Here is a 22,572-nt window from a genome sequence, read left to right on the forward strand (position 1 = left end):
CGCACCCCGACTCCCCGATCAGCGACAAAGGAGCACCACACGTGCTGGAGCACGCAACCATGATCACCGCCGATGCGGACCGCGGCACGGCCGTCGTGCTCGCCGCCACGCTCGTCCTCGATCAGCCGCAGGCACAAGTGGAGCGGGCCCTTCTGCGCGCGACGGCCCACGGGGTGTACGAGGCGCGGATCGGCGGTCAGCCCGTGAGCGAGGCCGTCCTCGCCCCCGGCTGGACCGCCTACGAGTGGCGGCTCCAGGTCCAGGAGTACGACGTAACCCGGTTCATGGCGGACACCGTCGACATCGAGGTGCTGCTCGGCAACGGCTGGTGGCGCGGCGGCCTCGGCTTCAACGGCCTGAATCTGGACTACGGCCCCGAACTCGGCTTCATTGCGGAACTGGAGGTGACCTACCGGGACGGGGCCATCCAGCGGTTCGCGACAGGTCCGTGCTGGCGCGCGCGCCGCTCCCACCTGGTCGAGAACAGCCTGTACCACGGGGTGCGGATCGATGCGGGAGCCGTGGACCGCGGACAGCTCGTCGTCCGCACAAAGGAGTTCGACCGGGCGAGTCTGACCCCTCAGGTGAAGCCGCCCGTCATCCGACAGGAAGTGCTGCGGCCAACGCGGATCTGGACCTCGCCGGGCGGGAAGACCCTCGTAGACTTCGGGCAGAACCTGGTCGGCTGGGTCAGGCTGCGCGCCTCGGGACCTGCGGGGACGGAGATCGTCGTCCGGCACGCCGAGGTCGTCGAACACGGGGAACTCGCCACCCGGCCGCTCCAACGCGCCCGCGCCACCGACACCTTCGTTCTCTCCGGCGGCGACGACACCTTCGGGCCCGCCTTCACCTTCCATGGTTTCCGTTACGCCGAGATCACCGGCTACCCGGGCACGCTCACCGCGGACGTCCTCGAAGCCGTGGTCGTCCACTCCGCCATGCTCCGCACCGGCACGTTCGAGTGCTCCAGCCCACTGGTCAACCGCCTGGTAGAGAACTCCGTGTGGGGGCAGAAGGGCAACTTCCTCGACTTGCCGACCGACTGCCCGCAACGGGACGAACGGCTGGGCTGGACCGGCGACATCGCGGTCTATGCGCCCACCGCCTGCTATCAGTTCGACTGTGCGGACGTGCTGCACGGCTGGCTGCTCGACCTTGCCGCGGAGACCGAGCACGCGGGTTACGTGCCGTTCGTGGTACCCCACGTGCTGAAGTACATGTCGCCGGAGGCCCACGAGCACGTCGCACGCCTGCTCGGCCCGACCGCGATCTGGGGCGATGCCGCCGTGTGGGTGCCCGAGAGCCTGTGGTGGGCCTATGGCGACCGCGCCCGGCTCGCCGAGCATTACCCGGCCATGGTCGGGCATTTGGAGGCGGCCGAGGCTCGGATCTCCCCGACGGGCCTGTGGGACGAGGGTTTCCAGTTCGCCGACTGGCTCGACCCGACGGCCCCCGCCGACGAGCCCTGGGCGTCGAAGGCGGACAACGGCGTCGTCGCGACGGCCTGCCTCTACCGCAGCGCCTCTTTCGCCGCGGACACCGCGCACATCCTCGGAAAGCCGCGGGATGCCCGGCGGTGGCGGGACTTGGCCGACCGTACCCGCGAGGCGTTCCTCAAGCACTACGTTCACGACGACGGCACCATCCAGTCCGACGCTCAGACCGTGTACGCGCTCGCGATCCATTTCGGCCTGCTCGGCGACGCCCAGCGACAGGCGGCCGGCGACCGGTTGGCCGCCCTGGTGGCGGAGGCCGGCTACCGCGTCGCGACCGGGTTCGCGGGAACTCCCTTCATCACCTGGGCACTTGGAGAGACGGGGCACATCGACGCCGCGTACCGACTGCTGCTTCAGGACGAGTGCCCATCCTGGCTGTACGCAGTGACGATGGGTGCCACGACGGTCTGGGAGCGCTGGGACTCGATGCTGCCGGACGGCACGGTCAACCCCGGCGCGATGACCAGCTTCAACCACTACGCGCTGGGCGCGGTCGCCGACTGGCTCTACAAGGTCGTCGCCGGCATCCGCCCCGCCGAACCCGGCTACACCCGACTGCTCCTCCAGCCCACCCCCGGTACCGGCCTCGACTGGGCCCGCGGCGCCCTGGACACCCCGCACGGCCGCGTCGAGTGCGGATGGCGGCGCGTGGATGCAGCCGACGAGAGATTCGAGGTCGACATTCGTGTCCCGGACGGTATCGAGGCGGAAGTCGTCCTACCCGATGGGGCCCGGCACACGGTGATCGGGGGAGCCCACAGCTTCCGCGCCACCGAGCGAGCCTGGGCTGCACCGGCTGCTGTTCGATGCGGTCGAGTGCCACCATTTCCGGCGTGTGAAGGAGATCGGGGTTGATAGCCGTTGGACGGATGCTCTCGCTGAGGGCGATCTTGCTAGGTGCGGGGCTGCGGGTTGTCCTTAAGTCCCTTGAGCGGCCCAGTGCGACCGTTCCTGTGCCCCCGGGGCGTGGCGAGACCGGGGGCGCCAGGTTGTTCTTTCGGGGTCAGGCCGTGACGACGACGGGCTGATCGGCCGGGACGAGGGCGTCCCGGGTTGTGCGGTGGCCGGGGTCCTTGTGGAAGGCGCCTCCCTTCATGATTGCGATGATCTTGTCGCGGTTCTGCAGGATGCTGATGTCCTTGAGCGGGTCGCCGTCGACGAGGATGAGGTCGGCGTAGAAGCCGGGCTTGATCTGCCCGAGCTCGTCCGGCATCCGCATGATCTCCCCGCCCAGCTTCGTCGCGGCCAGCAGCGTCTCCGTCGGGGTGTAGCCGAGCAGCTCGACGAAGTGCTGCAGGTCGCGTGCGTAGGTGCCGTGCGGCGTCCAGGCGAAACCGTAGTCGCCGCCGGGCAGGACGCGGATGCCGCGCCGCCGCATCTCCTGCAAGCCGGCGATGGCGTACTCGAGTTCGCGCTTGTAGCCGGCGGCTTCGGCGGCCTCGGGCGGGTAGCCGAAGGTGGACGCGTCGTTGAGGGTGGCCACCAGCCAGTTCAGTCCGGGGGCGACGAAGACCTCGTCTTTCTTGGCTTCGAGCATGTCCAGGCCCTCTTCGTCGATGAAGCTGGCGTGGTAGATGATGTCGACGTTGTTGCGCAGGGACATCTTCACGCTCTCCGCGGAGCGGGCGTGCGTACACACGCGCAGGCCGCGGCGGTGGGCCTCGGTGGTCACGGCGAGGACCTCCTCGTCGGAGAAGTAGTTGTCCTCGGCGTGCTGGTTGCCGGTGATCTCCTCGCCGGACATGCTCAGCTTGACCAGGTCGGCGCCGTAGGCGACGTTGCGGCGGACCTGCTTGCGCATCTCCTCGGGGCCGTCGGCGAACGCGGTGATGCCCGCCACGAGGGCGCCCCCGGTGACGGCGATCTCCTGGCAGTTGGCCAGGTAGCGCGGGCCGGGGATGAGCCCGTCGTTGATGGCGTTGCGGATGACGACGTCCAGGCGGGGTTTGGCGGCGGCCGCGCCGACGCACATGGTGTACCCGGAGTTGAGGTAGGTCAGCGCGGAACGGGCGGACAGCAGGGTGTGCTCCTCCACGCCCAGGCTGCCCAGGCCCGGCAGGTCGGCGGAGTCGATCCAGCTGAAGTGCGTGTGGGCATCGCACAGGCCGGACATGAGGAACTGCCCGCGGCCGTCGACGACGCGCACGCCGTCGCGGGGCAGGTCGCCGCTTCCGCGGCGGACCTCGGCGATGCGCTCCCCGATGACCAGGACCTCGCCCTCGAACGGCTCGCTGCCGCTGGAGTCGAACACGCGGACGTTGGTGAACAGGATCGAGGTATTCGGTGACATGGTGGTCACCACCCTTTCGTGCGGTGTTGTCAGAACTGGGCGAGGAATTCCTGGAGTCGGCGGGTGACGTCTTCGGGTGCTTCGAGGGTGTGCCAGTGGCCGATGCCCTCGATGACGTGCAGCCTGGCCTTGGGCAGCAGGGCCAAGATGTCGTCGTTGACGGCCACAGGGCTGGTCTTGTCGTCGCTGCCGGTGAGCAGCAGCACCGGGGCCTTGATGCTCGCGAAATCCGGCTCCTCGGCCGAGGCCAGGGCCTCGCAGGCGGAGGCGTAACTGTCCGGGTCCTGGCCGAGCACCAGTTCACGGACCAGGGCTGCGGCCAGGGGCCGCTCGGTGCGGGTCTGCTCGGAGGTGGCGATCGACACGATGGTGTCGGCCACCGCGGACATGCCGTTCTTGCGCACGATGCGGGCGCGGGCGCGGGTGGCTTCCTTGGCTTGCGGGACCTGGGCGCGGACTGGCCCGAGCAGCGCGAGCTTGGTGACCCGGCTGGGATGGGCGACGGCGAAGGTGGACGCGACCAGGGTGCCCATGGAGTGTGCGACGATGGCGATCTCCTCGATGCCTTCCGCGTCCAGCAGGGCAATGAGTTCCTCGACCCAGCCGGTGATGCTGGGGGTGCCGTTCCTGGGGGAGCGGCCGTGGCCGGACAGGTCGTAGCGCAGCACCGTGTGGTGCTCGGCCAGGGCGGAGACCTGGGGATCGTAGACGGTGGTGGCGCCCCCGAGGCCGTGGATGAGGACCACGGGCGAGCCCTGCCCGGTCTTCTCGACGAACAGCTGGGCGCCCGCGGCGGGCCGGAGGTTGTCGCGGACGGGCACGGGGCCGATAGTGTTGGTCAGCTCGCCCAGCCCCGGGGCGGAGACGACGACCTGATCTCCGGTGGTGAGGTACTTGGGCGGGTCGAAGCCGATGCCGACGCCGACGGGGGTGCCGGTGGCGATGACGTCCCCGGGTTCCAGCGTGATGCCGGCCGAGAGGGTCTCGATGATGGTCGCCACGTCGAAGATCAGCTGGGAGGTATTCGTGTCCTGGCGCAGCTCGCCGTTGACGCGGGTCTGCAGCTGCAGATCGTGGATGTCGATCTCGTCGGCGGTCACGGCCCACGGACCCATCGGGCAGAAAGTGTCCAGGGACTTGCCGATGAACCACTGCTTATGGTCACGCTGCAGGTCACGGGCGGTGACGTCGTTGATGAGGGTGTAGCCCCACACGTAGTCCATCGCCTCGTGCCGGCCGACCTTCGAGGCGTGTCGGCCGATGATGACGCCGATCTCGCCCTCGTAGTCGAGCGCGGAGGTGATGTCGGTGTGCGGGTCGACCACGTCACCGGAGGCGATCACGGACGCCGCCGGCTTGGTGAAGACGACCGGGTGCTCCGGCACGTGCCGGCCGTCCGGGGAGCCGGTCGCGTCGAAACCGCTCTTGGCGAACTCCGCCGCGTGCTCGGAGTAGTTGCGTCCCACGCAGAAGATGTTGCGCGCCGGGATCAGGGGGGCCAGCAGGTGCCCGTCGACGGCCCGGCTGCCGATCTCCAGGCGGCGTGCTGCCTCGGGGCCCGCGTCGATGATCTGCCGCAGGTCGCTGACGGGAGCGCCGGTGTCGGCGAAGCGCACCTCGCGGGCCGTTCCGTGTTCGTCGACCGCGCACACCCGTACGCCGTCCTTGCTGTGAATGCTTGCGAAGCGCACCACACCTCCTGAGCCAATATGAACCAATGTCGATAATCGGTTCGCATCGGTCAGCCTAGGTCTGTGTTTCCGGGAGGTCAACACTCGATTTCCTGCGCATTGATCAACCCAAGTGCTAGCATTGGTCCTCATTGGTTCAGGAAGGGAGCAGAGATGGACCAGGCTGTGGGTCCCGCGGCCGCCGTGCTCAAACATGTGGAAGAGATCATCACCACTGGCGGCCTGAAGCCCGGTGACCGCCTGCCCACCGAACGGGACCTGGCGGCAGCCACCGGGGTCGGCCGCGCCGCGGTCCGTGCCGCCCTGCAGGACCTGGAGACCCGCGGACTCGTGCTGCGTCACGTCGGCCGAGGCACGTTCGTGGCTCCAGACGAGACCGCCCTTCCCGACGGCGCCGCCCACCAGCCCAGCCCCGCGGAGATCATGGCTTCACGCCTGGTCCTGGAGCCGGAGCTGATGCCGCTCGCCGTCGCTTCCGCCACCGGGGCGGATCTCGCGGAGATGGAACGCTGCCTGCGCGGTGGCGAGCAGGCGTCCAGCTCGGAGGAGTTCGAACGCTGGGACACCGCCCTGCACCACAGCTTCGCTGTGGCCACCCATAACGCGGTCTTGATCAGCGTCAGCTCCCTGCTCATCAACGCCCGCCGCCAGCCCATATGGGGCGGGCTCAAGCGCCGCAGCTTCAACCCTGAACGCCACCACTGCTACTGCACCGAACACGAGCAGATCGTCGCCGCCGTCCGCGAACGGGACCCGCAAGGCGCCCGTGACGCCATGCGCGAACACCTCCACCACGTACGTCGCGTCCTGCTCGGCGACCACCTCTGACGCCCCGCAGCCCGTCCCGCGTTCCATGGCTCAGGGCGTTGCGATGGGCATGGCGGTCGAGCGGGCGGGTAAGCGGGGTAGCGCCCGCGCCCAGGTGCGAATCCTCCAAGATCGGCTGAGACGGGCGGCAACACCGCGTGAGCCGGGATGTCCGCACCCGAAGTCGCCACCGAGCGAAGTGTCTGTGCGTGACTATCCCGTATCATCCGATCTTGCCAACGGACGACGTCCTTACTGGGACTGGACGCCCTGGAGGCACACGGCATCGGCCGCAAGATCTTCAGCGAGAAGATCTCCCCGGTGAAACGTGTTTAGGCGCATTCCGGAAGTGGCCGCGATACCTGCGGCCATTTCCACCGGGTCAGGGCAGGCGGCCCAGCCGGCGAGCGATGACGACCGCCTCATGCCGGGTGTCGGCGCCGAGCTTGCCCATGAGGGACTTCATGTAGCTCTTGACCGTGAAGGTCGTGAGGCCGAGCGCCGCAGCGATCTGCGCGTTCGTCAGTCCGCCCGCCACCAGGGCGAGCACGTCGTTCTCGCGGGCCGTCAGCATGAGCGCCGACGGCCTCGAGCCCTGATCGGTGAACTGCTCTGCCTTACGCAAGAGCTCCTCGCGGATCACCGAATCGGTGGTCCGGGCGGCGAGCAGACGCAACTGTGTGTAGGTGTCGCGCAGGGTTTCCCGCAGCCGGCGGTTCTCCTCGACGACCGCTGCATCGCCGCCCTGCGGATGCTCGGTCGTCTCGAGTGCGTGAGCGACGACGAGGTCGTGCTCGAGTGTTCTCGTCTCGGCGGCGACGACGTCGTAGATGCGGCCGCCGATGATCTGCGTGTCGCGGAACGCGGCGTAGATGACGGCGACTGTCCGCTTGGCGACCACCACCGGGACCCCCACCATCGCGCGCAGCCCTTCGGCTCGGATGATGCGGTCGTACTGGTGCGTGATGTGCGGTGCGCGGACGTAGTCGTTGACGACGACGGGCCGCTGGATCGTGGCGGCCTTCCCGCCGAGGCCGTGCCCGAAGGGCAGCTTGACCCCGGACAAAGGGCCCACGACAGGGCCGTCGAAGCGTTCGAGGAGCACGCCGTCACGATCGACAGGCCCGGCGAACGCGAGGGACACCCCGGTGAGAGACCTGATTCTGGCCAGCGTAGCCTTCACGCGTTCAGCCTGCGGCTTCCGGATCACCATCGGTACCCTCTTCGGAGGGTACGCGTGTTGAACATCACGGCGCAGAGTATGGCTCATGCCATACGCGAATCACAGGGCCCACCACTCCTCCGTGAAGGCACAGATCGAGTCCTGGCGGGCCGAATTCGGCACGGCCGAGGCCTGTGCGGCGCAATTGTTGTGCGACCGTCACGACCCGTCGGCGGTCGCCTTCACCTTCGTCGAACCCGATCTCAGTGCCCGTGATCTGACCTACGGAGAGCTGGCGGACGCGTCCAGGCGGCTGGCGACGGTGCTGGCGCTGTCCGGCGTCGCCGCCGGGGACAGTGTCGCCGTGCTGATGGGCAAGCGCCGAGAACTGGTGGTGACCCTGCTGGCGATCTGGCGGCTGGGCGCCGTGCACGTGCCCTTGTTCACCGCGTTCGCTACGCCCGCGATCGAGATGCGCGTCCGGGTAAGCGGTGCCCGGCTGGTCGTCACCGAGCCCAGCCAGCAGGACAAGCTCGCACCCCTCAAAGACCTCACGACACTGGTGGCCGGACCTGAGCTGGACGAGCTCATCGCCGGCTGCGAACCCATGGGTGACGCTGTGGCCGTCGGGGGAGCGGGCCTGCTGATCCGGTTGTTCACCAGCGGCACCACCGGCGAGCCAAAGGCCGTTCCGGTCCCGGTCAAGGCGCTGGCCTCCTTTGCCTGCTACATGTACTACGGGCTGGACGTCACCGCCGAGGACGTGTTCTGGAACGCCGCCGACCCTGGCTGGGCCTACGGCCTGTACTACGGCATCCTCGGACCCCTGGCCACGGGTCGGCGCAACCTGCTGCTGAACGGCGGGTTCACCGCCGAATCCACTCTCGCCGTCTTCAAGGCGTTCGGCGTCACGAACTTCGCCGCCGCGCCGACCGTGTACCGCGGCCTACGGAGGAGCGGCGCGGTGGACGGTCTCTCCCTGCGCCGCGCCTCGTCGGCCGGCGAGCCGCTCACGCCCGACATCACGGCCTGGGCTCCCGGTGCGTTTGGCATCGAGGTACGCGACCACTACGGGCAGACCGAGCACGGCATGATGATCGTGAACGCCTGGCACCCCGACCTCGCCGAACCCACCCGCCCCGGCTCGATGGGCAAGCCGCTGCCCGGCTTCGCCGCCGGCATCCTCGACGGCAAGGTGGCGCTCGACGTCGCCGCCAGCCCGCTGATGTGGTTCAGCGGCTACGCCGACGCGCCCGACAGGACCGCCGAACGATTTACGCCCGACAGACACTGGTATCTGACCGGCGACGCGGGGTCCGTGGACGACGACGGGTACTTCTTCTTCTCCGCCCGCGACGACGACCTCATCCTGATGGCCGGCTACCGGATCGCGCCCTTCGACGTCGAAAGCGTACTGGCCACCCACCCGGCCATCGCAGAGGTGGCCGTGACCGGACGGCCCGACGAGCTGCGCGGCGAGGTCGTCGAAGCGTTCATCGTTCTAGCCAACGGGGTTCACGGGACGCCCGAACTGGCCGCCGAGCTGCAGCAACTCGTCCGTACCGGGTACTCCGCCCACGCCTACCCACGCCGCGTGCACTTCGTGGACGCGCTGCCAAAGACCCCCAGCGGAAAGATCCAGCGCTACCTTCTCCGCCAGTCCGGCGCACCCAGCCAACTGTGACACACGCCACCCTGTGGCAGTTTCCCAGAACCCCGGCTTTCTACCACATGGAGAATCGCCATGTTCCAACACGCTTTACGCCCACGCGGTACGCGGCTGCGCCGTACCACCGCCGTGATGGTCACCGCCTGCGCACTTGCCCTGTCGGCTGCGACCCCGGCCACCGCGAGCGGCACGGATCCGAACCAGCCGCTGCCCGGCTACACGGTGGACAATCCCCCGCTGACCCCGCTGACGGTCGGCGGCCGGCCGACCCGTGTCCTGCAGGGAATTCATCAGCACGCGGCCTACACCATCGAGATCCCGCCGAGGTGGAACGGGCAGCTGGCGATGTGGGCGCACGGGCTTCGCGGCGGCACCGTCCTCACCGTTGACACCCCGCCCTTCGGGCTGCGCGAAAGCTGGATCAACCAGGGCTACGCCTGGGCGTCCTCCAGCTTCACCAAGAACGGCTACGACGCCGGTGACGGCGTGACCAGCACCCGCGATCTGGCCCGCCACGCCGCCCGCCTGCTTCCCCACCAGCCCAGCCGCACCTATCTCACCGGCGGCTCGATGGGTGGGCACGTCCTCGGCCGCTCCCTGGAGGAATACCCCGGCTTCTACGCCGGTGGGCTGTCGCTGTGCGGCCAACTGGGCGACAACCGCCTGTTCGACTTCTTCCTCGACGTCAACCTGGCGGCGCAGGCCCTGTCCGGTGTGGACGCCTACCCGGCGCCGGCAGACTACGCGAGCACCGCACTGCCGCAGATCCAGACCAAGCTCGGCCTCACCGGCCTGCCACCCGGCCAGAACCCGACCACCGACCTTGGCCGGCAATTCCAGCAGATCATCACGCAACTGTCCGGCGGTCCCCGGCCGGGCGCCGACGCCGCGGCCTCGCTGTACGCGAACTTCATACTGTCCGTGGCGCCTGCGGGGCCGAGCGTGGCCCAGAACCTGACCACCCGCTACTCCCCGACCACGCCCATCGACGTCAACCCGATCGTCGAGCGCGTCGCCCCGGCCAGCGTCAAGGAGCGCACCAGCATGGCGCTGAACGCCGCCCCGCGGATCCTCGGCAAGCCCCGGGTACCCGTGCTTGCCCTGAACGACGTGGGCGATCTGGTCGTGCCGCTGTCGATGGGGCAGATTTACGCGCAGGCGGTCGCCCGTCACGGCCAGTCCGAGCTGCTCGTGCAGCGCGCGATCCGCGCCACAGGACATTGTGACTTCACTTCTGCCGAGGTGACCACGGCGTGGAACGACCTGCGCACGTGGGTCGAGGCACCCGGCCGCCAGGCGCGTGCTGCGGCCCGCCCGGCCGGAGACGACCTCCTGAACAGGCAGAACGTCGCCTCTCCAACATTCGGCTGCCGCTTCACCGACCCCACCGTGACCCGGCAGTTCTACGAGGCATGCCCCGGCACCTCCCGCTGACCAGAACGGCCGTGCACCAACGGTAAGCACGACCGCCTACCAGGCCCATCCCGCTGCCGTCCACCGTGAAGGAGAAGTAGTCTCCGCCCATCCGATGAATCGCCCCGGCTTCGGTGGAGACTTGATCTCTTGAGAGGATCGAGTCCATGCCAGGCAAGTCCCCCTACCCCCGCCGAGCTGCGCCGACGAGCGGTTCGCATGATCGCCGAGGTGCGACCGGATTACCCGACCAAGTGGGCCGCGATCAACGCGGTCGCGACCAAGCTCGGCATCGGCACCGCCGAGACGCTGCGCACGTGGGTCCGCCAGGCACAGATCGACGAGGGCAGCCGGCCCGGCCGCACCTCTGATGAGTCGGCCGAGCTGAAGCGGCTGCGCCGGGAGAACGCCGAGTTGCGCCGCGCCAACGAGATCCTGTTCGCGCGGCAGGAACGAGCGGCACGGTGGCGGAAGTGATCTCCCTCTTGACTTCACAGCTTCACCGGCGCAGCTTTTTATGAACTACCTAGTCCGTACTTTCAGAAAGGAGCCCGCATGCGCCCTCTTCTGGACTGCCTGTTATCACTGATGATGCTGACCCCACAGCCCCTCTCAGCGATCTCCCCCTTCGACGAGCCCGGCGCTCCGACGGTGATCGGCCCCATCGCCAGCAGTGACGGGCCTCGCAACCACCCGTTCTTCGCCACCGACCAGAATCTCGGCAAGGCCGGCTACGTCGAGGAGGAGTACTTCGTCGAGGGCACCGCCAACCGGTACACCACCCCCGACCAGGCCACCGGAACGATCATCGACACCGGCCACCCCTACAGGACACGCATCGTCGTCCGCCGCCCGATCTCACCGAAAGAGTTCAACGGCACCGCGATCGTCGAGTGGTACAACGTGACCAACAACTTCGACTACGAGGTCATGTGGTCCCGCTCCTTCCGCCACCTGCTCGACGAAGGATACGCGTGGGTGGGCGTCAGCGCCCAGCGCAACGGTGTGCACACCCCGACCGGCCTCAAGGCGTGGAACCCGGCCCGGTACGGCAGCCTCGACCTGACCGCGGATGGCACCGTCACCGACGACGGCCTCGCCTACGACGTCTTCACCCAGGCCGCCAAGGCGCTGACCAGCCCGCGGGGCGCACGTCCCCTCGGCAATCTCAAGGTCAGGACGCTCATCGCGACGGGCCAGTCCCAGTCGGCCTCCCGGCTGGCCACCTACGCCAACTCGGTGCATCCCCTCGCGCCCGTCTACGACGTGATCACCGTCGTGGACGGCGGCGTGCAGATCCGCCCCGACCTGACCACCAGAGTCTTCAAGACGGCCAGCGAGTACGACGTGCTCGCCAACCAGGCCACCCGCCGCCGGCCCGACACCGACCGCTACACCTCCTGGGAGATCGCCGGCGCCTCCCACTCCGACCGGCACGCCTACCTCGTCAACAATCCGATCCGCCTGCGCGACGCAGGCGTGTCGGGCCTGCTCGCCGGGCCCACCGCGCCGTGCGTGGCGCCGGCACGCAGTAACGTCCCCTATGAGTACGTCCTGAACGCGATGTTCGACCACGCCGTGCGCTGGGCGCGAGAGAACCGGCGACCGCCCACCGCCCCCAAGCTGGAGATCACCGACACCACCACCAGCCCCGCCGCGCTCACCAGGGACGCCTACCAGATCGCCCGCGGCGGCATCCGGCTCGCAGCGGTGGACGCCCCGACGGAGCGCAACACCGGCTGGAACATCGGCCTGACCGACGCCACCAACAGCGCCTGCCGCCAGGGCGGCACCTGGATCCCCTTCGACGAAACCACCCTGAACGAGCTGTATCCCAGCCACCGCGACTACGTGACCAAGGTGCGCCAGGCCACCGAAAGGAACCTGCGAGACGGCTTCATCACCCGACGGGACGCCGACAGAACCATTCGCGACGCCGAACGCTCTCAAGTTGGTAGGTGAGAAGGTGTCGCTGTGTCGGCAGGCAGCGGCCGAAACCACTGCGATCCCTTGAACGGTGACCTCTCGCCATGGGCCCCGCACACCTGCGCAGCCGATTCGTCTCGGCGGCGCGGAGCCGCTGTCCGCCACAGCACAGTGGGGCCAAAATGGGCTCGTCATTCTCAACCGTGGGCGTCAGGGTGTGTCACCGCGGGTGCCGGCCGCCGGGCATGCTTCGAGGTCGTCGGGGCTGGAGACCCGATCAGCGGCTCGTCAAGTGTGGGTCGGCTGATCCTTGGGCGGTTGAACGCGCGGGCCGGGCCCTCAATATCCCCGCAGCGCCGGTGACCAAGAGGCAGCACGCGACCGGCACGATCAGAGCGATTCGGAGAGTCGTGACCTCGGCGATGAATCCGATGAGCGAGGGTCCTGCGAGAAACCCGCAGTACCCGAACGCCGCCACCCTCGAAACGTAGGTCGACGAGTGGCGTGGATCCACGTTCCCGGCCGCGGAGAACGTCAGGGGCACGGTGCCCGCGATGCCGAGCCCGGCGAGGGTCCAGCCCAGGATGGCCATAGGCGGATTGTCGCTCAGGATGGCCAGACCGAGTCCGGCTGCGGCGAGAATGGTGGCGGCCCGGCAATACCTGCTGGGGCCGACGTGCGCGACCACCCGGTCCGCGATGAGACGCACGCCCAGCATGCCGACGGAGAAGGCTCCGAAGGCGAGGGCGGCCACGTTGGGTTCGGCTCCGATGACGTTGCGCAGGTGCAGGTTGGACCAGTCGTAGGCCGCCCCCTCGGCGGTGAAGAGTGCGAAGGCGACCAGTCCCAGCACGATGATTCGCCTGTTCCTCAGTGTCGGCTGTCCCGTGGGTTCGTCTTCGGCGGTGGCGTGGTGGGGCACTGTGGGTAGCCAAGGGGCCAGGCACAGGCTGAGGATGGCGGTCGCGGCCGCGGTCCCGACGAGCATCCACCTGACATCGATGCCTGCCCGCAGCACGGCACTGCCCAGGAGGGCCGACAGCAGGCCCCCGGCTGAGAACCAGGCGTGGAAGGAGATGATGATGGGTCGGCCGATCTTGCGTTCGAGCGCCACCGCCAAGGCGTTCTGCGAGGCGTCGAAGATGCCGTTGCAGGCGCCGAGGACCACGGCGGCCGCCAGCAGCTCTGGCCAGGTGCGAGCAGCGGCCGGTCCGAGAGCCGACAGTCCGAAGAGCACACCTCCGCAGATCAGGACTCGACGTTCCCCAAAGCGCGACATCAGTCGTCCCGAGACGGACATGGCCGCGAGGGAGCTCAGCCCGAGCACCAGCAGCGTCAGCCCTACCTGCCCGTAGGAGAGGGCCATCCGATCCTTGATCGACGGGATCGACACGGCCCACACGCCGAGCACGAAACCCAGGATGAGAAAGTTGGGCGTCAAAGCGACTCGCTGCTGCGACAACGACGGCATCGGCTTCTCCCAGAAGAACGGGGCTGGTGCGGGTGGTCAGAGACTTCCGGCGCTTGCGGCGGGGCCGCTCCCGGCGCCCGCGGTACTGAAAGCGGTCGCATGGCGGACCGCCTCGGCGACCGCAGGGGAGACGGTCGGGTCGAAGACGCTGGGGATGATGTGGTCGGCGTTGAGCTCGCCAGGCTCGACCCGGTCGGCGATGGCGTTCGCGGCGGCGGTGAGCATGGTGTCGCTGATGTGGGTGAGCCCGCCGTCGAGGAGCCCCCGGAAGACCCCGGGGAAGGCCAGCACGTTGTTGATCTGGTTGGGGTAGTCGCTGCGGCCGGTGGCCACCACCGCTGCGTGCCGGTGCGCGGCGACCGGGTCGACCTCGGGCACCGGGTTGGCCAGCGCGAACACCACCGCGCCGGGGGCCATGGCGGCGATGTCGGCCTCATCGAGCAGGTTCGGCCCGGAGACGCCGATGAACACGTCGGCGCCGGCCAGCACCTCCTTGAGGGTGCCCCGGCGGCGGTGGGGGTTGGTGTGGTCGACCAGCCAGCGGCGCATGTCGGAGGAGCCGTCGGGGGCGTCGTACACCGCGCCCTTGCGGTCGCAGCCGACGATCTCGGTGGCGCCCTGCTGGAGCAGCAGCCGGATGATGGCCGACCCGGCCGCGCCGACCCCGGAGACGACGATCGAGACGTCCTCGATCCGCTTCCCGACCACCCGCAGCGCGTTGATGAGCGCGGCCAGGACGACGATCGCGGTGCCGTGCTGGTCGTCGTGGAAGACCGGGATGTCCAGCTCGGCCCGCAGCCGCTCCTCGATCTCGAAGCAGCGGGGGGCGGAGATGTCCTCCAGGTTGATCCCGCCGTACACCGGTGCCAGCGCCTTGCACACCGCGACGATCTCGTCGGTGTCCTGGGTGTCCAGGCACACCGGCCAGGCGTCCACCCCGCCGAACTGCTTGAACAACGCCGCCTTGCCCTCCATCACCGGCAGCGCCGCGGCCGGGCCGATGTTGCCCAGACCGAGGACGGCGCTGCCGTCGGTCACCACCGCCACCGTGTTGCGCTTGATGGTCAGGCGGCGGACGTCGGCGGGGTTCTCGGCGATGGCCAGGCACACCCGCGCCACCCCCGGCGTGTACGCGCGGGACAGGTCGTCGCGGTGCCGCAGCGCCACCTTGGGCGTCACCTCGATCTTCCCGCCCAGGTGCAGTTGGAAGGTCCGGTCGGACACCTTGACCACCAAGCAGTCCGGCAGCGCGGCCAGCGCCTTGGTGATCACCTCGCTGTGCCCGGCGTCGCCGGCGTTGCAACTGACGTCGACCACCAGCCGCCCCTCGGCCGACTCGGCCACGTCCAGGGCGGTGATCGCCCCGCCCGCCTCGGCGACCGCCTGCGAGAGGCGGGCGATGTCCATCGGCTCGGTGGTCGTCTCGACCCGGATGGTGATCGCGTAGCCCGGGCTGGTGGCCACTCCCCCACCCGACCGTGCCGGTGCTTGAACAGGGGGCGCGACTGCGGTCGCCGGCGTCGACCGGTCGCTTGCTTGTGGTCCTGCGGCAGCGGCGCTGTCGATCTCGGTACGGGGAGTGGGAGACGTCATTAGATGGTCCTCGGGAGGCAGTCTGATGGGCACTACGCGCGGAGCGGGCCGGCCCCTGCGTCGGGTAAGCGGCATGGCTGGGCGCTCATGTGATCAAGGATTCGCGGTCGGCTGACCCGGCGATGGCGTGGGTGAAACGGCGGACTAGGTGGAGGGCTGGGCAGTTGCCCAGCGGGGCTCGGCCATCCGCAGGTGGGTGCTCGACTCGTACGGCATGCCGGGCTGCCACTGGATGAGCTCCAGGACCAATCCCCAGTCGGTGCGGAAGTAGGTCCACAGCAGACCGTCCAGCGGGGGCCCCACCTCAGGGATGACACCGGACAGCGACTGAACGTCGGGACGCTGCATGAGTTCCTCGGCGGCGGCATGGATGTCATCGACGTGGATGGCCAGATGCCAGCCGCCGGGGTCTGCGGGGCGAGGCGCCCCTCCGGCGGCGTCTACGCTGCGGTCGGTGTATTCCAGGAGCTCGAGGTTGAACGAGTCGCCGAGGACCAGGTTGGCCTGGCGGAGTGTGCCCTTCTCCGGAGCGTCCTCCCCTGGCCACACGTAGCCGAAGTCGTCGTAGGGACCGGCAGTGATGACGACGTCGAATCCCAGCGCGTCGACGAAGAACCCGACCGCCTGGTCCAGGTCCGGTACGGCCATGCCCACGTGATCGAAGGCTCGCTTCACGCTGATCATCGGTTTCTCCGTTCTTCACTGCCGATGGCCGTGGACCCAGACCGATCGGCGCAGGAAGGTCCTCCTCGGACGACCTTCGAAGTGGGCTGATGCATCTATGAGAGACCCGCCCAAGCCGCCACACCTGAGGCGCCCCAGCGAGCTACCGGCACCATAGCCTAACGTACGTTAGTTCGCCAGAGCGGGCTCCGTCAGACGGATCCTCAGAAGTGCCGGCGACCCGTGGACTTGCATCTGAAGACCCATGGCCAGACGGCCTGTTCACCACTTGACCGGAGGCGCTTACCGGCCGACTCGCATCGACAGGAGAGCCTTGCGGCGGCGTTTCGACGGTTCGCTCACGATCGGTTGGAGATGGCTGGTTGGGGCCGCATAGCCCGCCGCCACTCGGAGATGTGCGAGGTCAGCAGCTTTTCGCGGCGCAGCTCGGAGTCCAGGCTCCACCCAGTTGGCCGGCTACAGCGGCAGGTTCAGCAGCGCGTGGGAGATCAGGACTGCTTGGTCGGCGCCGACAGCCAGCTCGGCGTCGGAACTGTCTGGGGCGAACCAGCGGGTCGACCCCTCCAACACGGTCATGACGACCTTGATGCGTCGCTCGGCATCGGGAAAGCCCATGTCGAGCGCCGCGGCTTTGAACAGGGCCTCGTACAGATCGATCCAGTACATCACCTGCTCACTGAGGTCAGTGGGCAGCATGTGCACCATCCGGTCGGTGTCCACCAAGAGGTCCCACAGGTTGCTCTCGGGCAGCCGAACCTGGCGGGTGAAGTGAAGCCTCACCATGGCGTCCCAGAACTCCGGCGCGTCCGCTGCGTCGGTGACGGCCTCACAAAGGGCTCGTCCAAACTGGTGGAAGTGCCACCGCAGGCATTCCGCGACGATCTCATCGCGGCCCTCGGGGAAGTGAGAGTAGATGCTCGGTGGTTTGATGTTGAGCTCTTTGGCCAGCGTCCGCATACTGACCGACTCCATGCCGTGGCGAATGCACAACTGCAGGAAGGCTTCGAGGACGCGCCGCTTCGCTGCGGTCATGCCGGTCCAGTTGTCGGATTCGAGCTTCTGGACGAATTCGTCGAGGGCTTCCTGACGGCGTGAAGTACCTATGCCGGCGGGCAGCTCCGACAGCACGTAAGCCTCCGACCTAACTCGTTGATTGGCCATCGTTGAAAGTCTACGGGAGCCAGGGGGGCGGGCCCGGTCAATAGGCACCATGCCCGGGCCGCGACCGAGACCTCGCCCTGGAGCCTGCCCGGGCGAATGCCCGGTGTGGTGGCCTGTTCGGGCCGAGCCACGGATCGGACCGACGATTCCGCTGCCGTCGTCCGCACCGGGTCGTGTCCGATGTTCGTCTGTCATCCCGAGATCCCTTCTCCTCATCAGTCCGCTGATCGGCTGGCTCAGCGGCGACGGACCCTGTGCGTGGGTGCAAGGGCGTCGATGGCACGCCTCGAATTTCGGCCCGCCGACGCCTTCCGTCAGGAGCTCGCAGACAGGTTGATGCCGACGTACTTGGTCTCCACGTACTCATCGATTCCCTCGGGTCCGCCTTCGCGGCCGAAGCCGGACTGCTTCACACCGCCGAAGGGCGCAGCAGGGTTGGACACGATGCCCTGGTTGATACCGACCATCCCGAACTCCAGGCGCTCGGCGACTCTGACCGTCCGCTCCAGGCCGGCGGTGAAGACGTACGCGACCAGGCCGTACTCGGTGTCGTTGGCGAGCTGCACGGCCTTGTCCTCATCGGAGAAGGTGGTGATCGGGGCGACGGGCCCGAAGATCTCCTCGCGGAAGACGTCGGCTCCCTGAGGCACGTTGGCCAGGACGGTGGGGGTGAAGAAGTAGCCGGGGCCGTTGCCCGGCCGACCGCCGGTGAGCAGGTCGGCGCCGCGGCCGGCGGCGTCGTTGACCAGATCGGCGACCTTGCGCTGCTGCTTGGCGTCGATGAGGGGCCCGACCGTGACTCCCTCATCGGTCCCCGGGCCAACGACCTCGGCCTCCATGCGCGCGGCCAGCCGCCGCCCGAACTCGTCGGAGATCGACTCGTGGACCAGGAAGCGGTTGGCCGCGGTGCACGCCTCGCCCATGTTGCGCATCTTGGCCAGCATCGCGCCGTCGACGGCGGCGTCGAGATCGGCGTCGTCAAAGACCAGGAACGGCGCGTTGCCGCCCAGCTCCATGGAGACTCGCAGCAACTGGCCGGCTGACTCCTTCACCAGTGCCTTCCCCACCGGTGTGGACCCCGTGAACGTGAGTTTCCGCAGGCGCGAGTCTGCGATCAGCGGGGTCATCACTTGGCCGCTGATGCCGGTGGGAATGACGTTGACGACGCCGGCGGGGACCCCGACCTCGGTGAGCAGGTCGGCCAGGGCCAGCATGGTCAACGGCGTCTGGGAGGCAGGCTTGACCACCATGGTGCAGCCGGCGGCGATCGCCGGCCCGATCTTGCGGGTGCCCATCGCCAGGGGGAAGTTCCAGGGCGTGATCATCAACGTCGGGCCGACCGGCTGCCGCATGGTCAGCAACCGCGTCTTGCCGTCCGGCGCGGTCGACCAGCGCCCGTCGATGCGCACGGCCTCCTCGGAGAACCACCGGAAGAACTCCGCACCGTAGGTCACCTCGCCCTTGGCCTGGGCCAGCGGCTTGCCCATCTCCAGGGTCATGAGCATGGCGAAGTAGTCGGAGCGCTCGGTGAGCAACTCGAACGCCGCGCGCAGGATCTCTCCGCGCTGCCGCGGCGGGGTGGCCGCCCACTCGGTTTGGGCCGCGACCGCGGCGTCCAGGGCGGCGGCGCCGTCACCGACGGTCGCCGATGCGACCTCGGTGAGGGTTCGACCGGTTGCCGGGTCTTCCACTGCGATGGTGCGGCCGTCGGAGGCGTCGCGCCACTCGCCATTGATGAAGAGCCCGACGGGCACCTGGCCCAGCGCGGTTTCCCGCAACTGAGCCGTCGTCGCTGCCTCGTTGGGTGCAGATCCGCTGTCCATCGGCGTCCGTTCTGTGTGCGATCAGGGGGCGTTGCAAGGAGGTGCGGCGTCGGCCCGCCAGCGGGTGTGGGCTCCGGGCCGGCCGACGCTGTCGGTCAGTTTTCTGAGACCGAGGTTCGCCGGAGTCAGGTGAGGATGGCCGGCATCTTCTCGAAGGCGACCAGCCGGTCGGTGATCACACGGGTCGGGGGCTCGGGCAGCTCGACCTTGGTGAACCGCTCGGTGGCCATGGTGAAGATGACGTCGACCTCGGCTCGGGCGATCAGTTGCCCCGCGCAGCTGTGGGCTCCGAGACCGAAGGTCAGGTTCCGGCTGGTCTCCATGGGCCGCTCATAGTCGAACTCGTGCGGGTTGTCGAAGACGGCCGGGTCCCGGTTGACCGCACCGATGGGGAACTTGATCATCGACTCGGCCGGGATGATCGTGCCGGCGATCTCGACGTCCTCGGTCGGGAACCGCGTCAGGAGCAGCTCGACAGGGTGGAGCCGGGCGAGCTCGTTGATGATGCGCTCGCGGGCCTCGGGCTTGTCGCGGTAGTCACGCATGATGTCGGGCCGCTCGGCGAACAGCTCGAACCCGACGCCGACCAGGTAGGCGGGGTTGGGGGCGCCGGACATGTAGAACAGCACCATGTTCTCCAGCACCTCGCGCGGGGTGACCTCGCCGCGCTTGCTGGCGGCCAGCAGCTCGTCGGCCAGGCCGTTGCCGGGGTTGGCCTCCTTCTCCTTGAGCAGGGCCTCGGTGGTGTCGAACATGTATTTCAGGTTCTCGATGGACTTCTCCCGGATGCCCTCGCCGGGGTCGGTGGCCTGGACCAGCATGGCGTTCCACAGGGCCCAGAACAGGGGCTCGACCTCGCCGTCGGGCAGGCCCAGGACCTGGGCCATGGTCGTGTGGGTGGGCAGGACCCCAAGGTCGAAGTGGGCGTCGATGACCGCGCCGGGCTGGTAGCCGTCCAGGATCCCCTGCAACGAGGCGCGGGTGGCCTCCACCCACTGCTTGATCAACTTGGGGGTGAACCAGCGCGAGAAGAGCCGACGGGCCCTGGTGTGCTCGGGCGGGTCCAGGGAGAGCACGGTGTGCCCGAAGGCCAGCCAGGGGTTTTCATGGACCCAGCTGGGCTCGCGGATGCTCATCACCGGGGCCTTGACGAACTTCATGGCCTCCTCGTAGCCGAGGACCACGAAGGTGCGCTCGTCGGTCTGGTGGACCGGGCCGAGCTCGCGGGCGCGGTCGTACCAGGGGTGGGGGTTGTTCTGGAACTCCTTGTTACTCCACGGGAACAGGTCGTCCTCGATCGTGGTGGGCGCCATGGTGGTCCTTTCAGCGGCAGGGATGAGGATGGGCAGAGCGTCGTTGTCCGCCCAGTCCGCGGCGACCTGGGCGGGGTCAAGCCCGGAGGTGGCGTCGTGGCGGCCGGTGACGCCGATCTGGGTGGCGCCGAGGTCGACCAGCAGCTGCGACATGGTCTTGATGGCGTTGTTGTAGTTCTCGTAGCTGCTGTCGCCCAGGCCGAAGGCGGCGAAGCGCAGGTGGCGCAGGTCCGGCCGCTGGTCGCTGAGAGCGTCGTAGAGGGGTTCGGTGGTGGCCGGCAGGCCGCCCTCCCCGTAGGTGGAGGTGATGACCACCGCGATCTGGGCATCAGCGACGTCGCCGGCCTCCAGCTCGGTCATCTCGGTCAGCTGGGTCTCGATGCCGGCGTCGGAGAGGGTCTCGACGATCTCGTCGGCCACCATCTCCGCGTTGCCGGACTCGGTGCCGTACCAGACATGGATGAGCGTCATGGGAGCGTTCCTTCGGGTTCCTGGGCTGCGGTGTCTCGTGTTGGGTCTGCTGCTTGGCTACTGCTTGTCCGTCACGCTCACGTGGTCGTGCATCGCGTCGGTCGTTTCGGCGGCCCCAGCCGCCTCAGAGGCGGGGTCGGTCAGGTCAGTCAGGTGGTCGGGCTGGGGGCGGTGGCCCCGCGGTGGCTCTCCACCACGTCAGCCATCTCCTCGCGGGTGGTGAACTTCCACCGCAGCCGGTCGGACCGCGCACGCGCGATCTCGGCGCGGTCGATGGCTTCCCAGTCCTTGAAGGAGACGGCGTCCGGCGGCAGCAGGTCACGGATGCCCTCGAGGCCCGGCCGCCCGGAGGATCGCTTCAACCGGTCAGCCACTTCCTCAGCGGCGATCTTGGCCAGCGTGCGGTTCTCGGCCAGGTTGCCCAGCGCGCCGCTGTGAGCGCCACCGACCCACACCTGACGTTCAGGGTCGGCGTGTGCCACCGGGTTCTGCTCGACGGTCGGTCGGACGAAACCCATGGCCGTCACGACGGTGTCGACGACATAAGCCTCCTCGCCTGCCCCGGCCCACTCCCCCGGCTTCCCGGAGTCTTCAGATCCGGAAGTCGCCCTGGTCCGTCGCGCGCGGACCAGAGTTCGGCCGCCGGCGTACTCGATCGCTGCCGGGGACTCGTTGAAGTGGATGTCGACATGGATGACATCGCGCACGGGCGACGCTCCAACCTCGGCGCCGCCGGACAGGCTGCGTTCCTCAACCTCACCGTCGACGGTGATCACGACGCCGGGCAGGCGGCACAGCTCGGTGAACATCGAGGCGTCCCAGCAGGCGCGTTCGCGGGGGCCGCGGGCCAGCAGGGTCAGCCGACGGAGGTCGGGTGTGGCCAGGCTGAGCCACGCCTCGTCGTCGATGTCGGACCCTGCAAACGCTTCCTCGGTCTTGCACAGCAGCCTGGCTACGTCCATGGCGACGTTGCCGGCGCCGACCAGGAGGAGGTCGGTTCCCAGCGGTCCGTGAGAGCCGGCGAGTGAACGCACGTGACTGTCGGGGTCCCCGTTGAGGAATCGGAGGAGCTGACCGGCGCCGTAGACCCGCGCCTCCGGATCGATCGGTACCTGCAGCGGCCGGTCCTCGGAGAGCCCGGTCGCGATGACGACGACGTCGAAGGCCTGCTCAAGTGTCTTGAGTGAGATGTCGCGACCGATGACGGTGTTGCCGACGAACTCGACGCCATCGGAGTCGAAGAGCCGGTCGAACTGCCGGCTCACGCCCTTCGTGCCCTGGTGGTCTGAGGCTACGCCGTAACGGACCAGGCCGTAGGGGGTGAGGCGACCGTCGAAGACGGTGATCTTCACCTCCGGGGCCAACCGCCGGAGGGCGAGCGCGGTGTAGCAGCCAGAGGGTCCACAGCCGATGATGGCGACCTCTCCGGTCACGCCCGAACTGCCGGCGCCCGCGCGTCCCGCCCGAGCCTCGCGTCGAGCCCGAACATCACGAGCAGGCCGCGCATCACAGACTGGCCGGGCCACGGCAGGGTCGGTGGGACCACCGGTGTCCCCGGACGAGTTTGGCGTCATTTGACAGCCTCCGTGTGGCGTCGGCGTC

The 22,572-nt window shown here is 68.6% G+C and carries 15 protein-coding genes and 1 pseudogene; 6 read left to right on the forward strand and 10 right to left on the reverse strand.

Features of this window, described 5'->3' with window-relative positions; genetic code table 11:
* Positions 1–41: 41 nt before the first annotated feature.
* Complete coding sequence (locus ACIBQ1_RS37090) at positions 42–2,351, forward strand: family 78 glycoside hydrolase catalytic domain (RefSeq protein WP_397284145.1); 2,310 nt, start codon at positions 42–44, stop codon at positions 2,349–2,351.
* A 148-nt stretch (positions 2,352–2,499) separates the two neighbouring features.
* Here ACIBQ1_RS37090 and ACIBQ1_RS37095 read toward each other — a convergent pair whose 3' ends face one another.
* Positions 2,500–3,786: an amidohydrolase family protein gene (locus tag ACIBQ1_RS37095; RefSeq protein WP_397284147.1), complete on the reverse strand. Its 1,287-nt coding sequence runs from the start codon at positions 3,784–3,786 to the stop codon at positions 2,500–2,502.
* A 29-nt stretch (positions 3,787–3,815) separates the two neighbouring features.
* Entirely contained in the window at positions 3,816–5,477 is a 1,662-nt protein-coding gene (locus tag ACIBQ1_RS37100; RefSeq protein ID WP_397284149.1) for an alpha/beta fold hydrolase, read from the reverse strand.
* A gap of 153 nt (positions 5,478–5,630) precedes the next feature.
* On the opposite strand from ACIBQ1_RS37100, the gene ACIBQ1_RS37105 reads away from it, so the two are divergent.
* Complete coding sequence (locus tag ACIBQ1_RS37105) at positions 5,631–6,305, forward strand: FadR/GntR family transcriptional regulator (RefSeq protein WP_397284151.1); 675 nt, start codon at positions 5,631–5,633, stop codon at positions 6,303–6,305.
* A gap of 361 nt (positions 6,306–6,666) precedes the next feature.
* Here the strand turns inward: ACIBQ1_RS37105 and ACIBQ1_RS37110 are convergent, their stop codons facing one another.
* The gene (locus ACIBQ1_RS37110) at positions 6,667–7,554 is read right to left on the reverse strand and encodes a LuxR C-terminal-related transcriptional regulator (protein ID WP_397284153.1); all 888 of its coding nucleotides are present in this window, start codon (positions 7,552–7,554) and stop codon (positions 6,667–6,669) included.
* Between the two features lie 34 nt (positions 7,555–7,588).
* Here ACIBQ1_RS37110 and ACIBQ1_RS37115 point away from each other — a divergent pair, with 34 nt between their 5' ends.
* The 4 genes and pseudogenes from ACIBQ1_RS37115 (at position 7,589) to ACIBQ1_RS37130 (ending at position 12,490) form a co-directional block, all read left to right on the forward strand.
* Positions 7,589–9,130 (forward strand): AMP-binding protein, encoded by a 1,542-nt coding sequence (locus ACIBQ1_RS37115; protein ID WP_397284155.1) that lies wholly within the window; start codon positions 7,589–7,591, stop codon positions 9,128–9,130.
* A 60-nt stretch (positions 9,131–9,190) separates the two neighbouring features.
* Positions 9,191–10,549 carry a hypothetical protein gene (locus tag ACIBQ1_RS37120; RefSeq protein WP_397284157.1) on the forward strand — a complete coding sequence of 453 codons (1,359 nt, stop codon included), beginning with the start codon at positions 9,191–9,193 and terminating at the stop codon, positions 10,547–10,549.
* A gap of 198 nt (positions 10,550–10,747) precedes the next feature.
* Positions 10,748–10,972: pseudogene (locus tag ACIBQ1_RS37125) on the forward strand (transposase); the annotation flags it as partial.
* A gap of 111 nt (positions 10,973–11,083) precedes the next feature.
* Positions 11,084–12,490, forward strand: coding sequence for an alpha/beta hydrolase domain-containing protein (locus tag ACIBQ1_RS37130; RefSeq protein ID WP_397284160.1), 1,407 nt, complete (start codon positions 11,084–11,086; stop codon positions 12,488–12,490).
* A 241-nt stretch (positions 12,491–12,731) separates the two neighbouring features.
* Here ACIBQ1_RS37130 and ACIBQ1_RS37135 read toward each other — a convergent pair whose 3' ends face one another.
* The 7 genes from ACIBQ1_RS37135 to ACIBQ1_RS37165 all read right to left on the reverse strand — a co-directional run bounded on the left by ACIBQ1_RS37135 (position 12,732) and on the right by ACIBQ1_RS37165 (position 22,403).
* Positions 12,732–13,895 (reverse strand): MFS transporter, encoded by a 1,164-nt coding sequence (locus ACIBQ1_RS37135; protein ID WP_397284162.1) that lies wholly within the window; start codon positions 13,893–13,895, stop codon positions 12,732–12,734.
* 66 nt (positions 13,896–13,961) lie between these two features.
* Positions 13,962–15,389 (reverse strand): NAD-dependent malic enzyme, encoded by a 1,428-nt coding sequence (locus ACIBQ1_RS37140; RefSeq protein WP_397284164.1) that lies wholly within the window; start codon positions 15,387–15,389, stop codon positions 13,962–13,964.
* A 273-nt stretch (positions 15,390–15,662) separates the two neighbouring features.
* Positions 15,663–16,202, reverse strand: coding sequence for a VOC family protein (locus ACIBQ1_RS37145; protein WP_397284166.1), 540 nt, complete (start codon positions 16,200–16,202; stop codon positions 15,663–15,665).
* 456 nt (positions 16,203–16,658) lie between these two features.
* Positions 16,659–17,330: a TetR/AcrR family transcriptional regulator gene (locus ACIBQ1_RS37150; protein WP_397284168.1), complete on the reverse strand. Its 672-nt coding sequence runs from the start codon at positions 17,328–17,330 to the stop codon at positions 16,659–16,661.
* Between the two features lie 347 nt (positions 17,331–17,677).
* A complete protein-coding gene (locus ACIBQ1_RS37155; RefSeq protein ID WP_397284170.1) occupies positions 17,678–19,186 on the reverse strand; it encodes an NAD-dependent succinate-semialdehyde dehydrogenase in 1,509 nt (502 codons plus the stop codon).
* Between the two features lie 125 nt (positions 19,187–19,311).
* Positions 19,312–20,970, reverse strand: a complete 1,659-nt coding sequence (locus tag ACIBQ1_RS37160; RefSeq protein WP_397284172.1) for a cytochrome P450 — start codon at positions 20,968–20,970, stop codon at positions 19,312–19,314.
* Between the two features lie 149 nt (positions 20,971–21,119).
* Positions 21,120–22,403, reverse strand: coding sequence for an FAD-dependent oxidoreductase (locus tag ACIBQ1_RS37165; protein ID WP_397284174.1), 1,284 nt, complete (start codon positions 22,401–22,403; stop codon positions 21,120–21,122).
* Between the last annotated feature and the right edge of the window lie 169 nt (positions 22,404–22,572).

Source organism: Nonomuraea sp. NPDC050153 (genome assembly GCF_044460125.1).
In the GTDB taxonomy this organism is placed as follows: domain Bacteria; phylum Actinomycetota; class Actinomycetes; order Streptosporangiales; family Streptosporangiaceae; genus Nonomuraea.

Coding starts and splice junctions, on each gene's coding strand:
- ACIBQ1_RS37095 (WP_397284147.1), bottom strand. CDS start 3,786: ATGTCACCGAATACCTCGATCCTGTTCACCAACGTCCGCGTGTTCGAC.
- ACIBQ1_RS37105 (WP_397284151.1), top strand. CDS start 5,631: ATGGACCAGGCTGTGGGTCCCGCGGCCGCCGTGCTCAAACATGTGGAA.
- ACIBQ1_RS37110 (WP_397284153.1), bottom strand. CDS start 7,554: ATGAGCCATACTCTGCGCCGTGATGTTCAACACGCGTACCCTCCGAAG.
- ACIBQ1_RS37120 (WP_397284157.1), top strand. CDS start 9,191: ATGTTCCAACACGCTTTACGCCCACGCGGTACGCGGCTGCGCCGTACC.
- ACIBQ1_RS37130 (WP_397284160.1), top strand. CDS start 11,084: ATGCGCCCTCTTCTGGACTGCCTGTTATCACTGATGATGCTGACCCCA.
- ACIBQ1_RS37145 (WP_397284166.1), bottom strand. CDS start 16,202: ATGATCAGCGTGAAGCGAGCCTTCGATCACGTGGGCATGGCCGTACCG.
- ACIBQ1_RS37155 (WP_397284170.1), bottom strand. CDS start 19,186: ATGGACAGCGGATCTGCACCCAACGAGGCAGCGACGACGGCTCAGTTG.
- ACIBQ1_RS37160 (WP_397284172.1), bottom strand. CDS start 20,970: ATGACGCTCATCCATGTCTGGTACGGCACCGAGTCCGGCAACGCGGAG.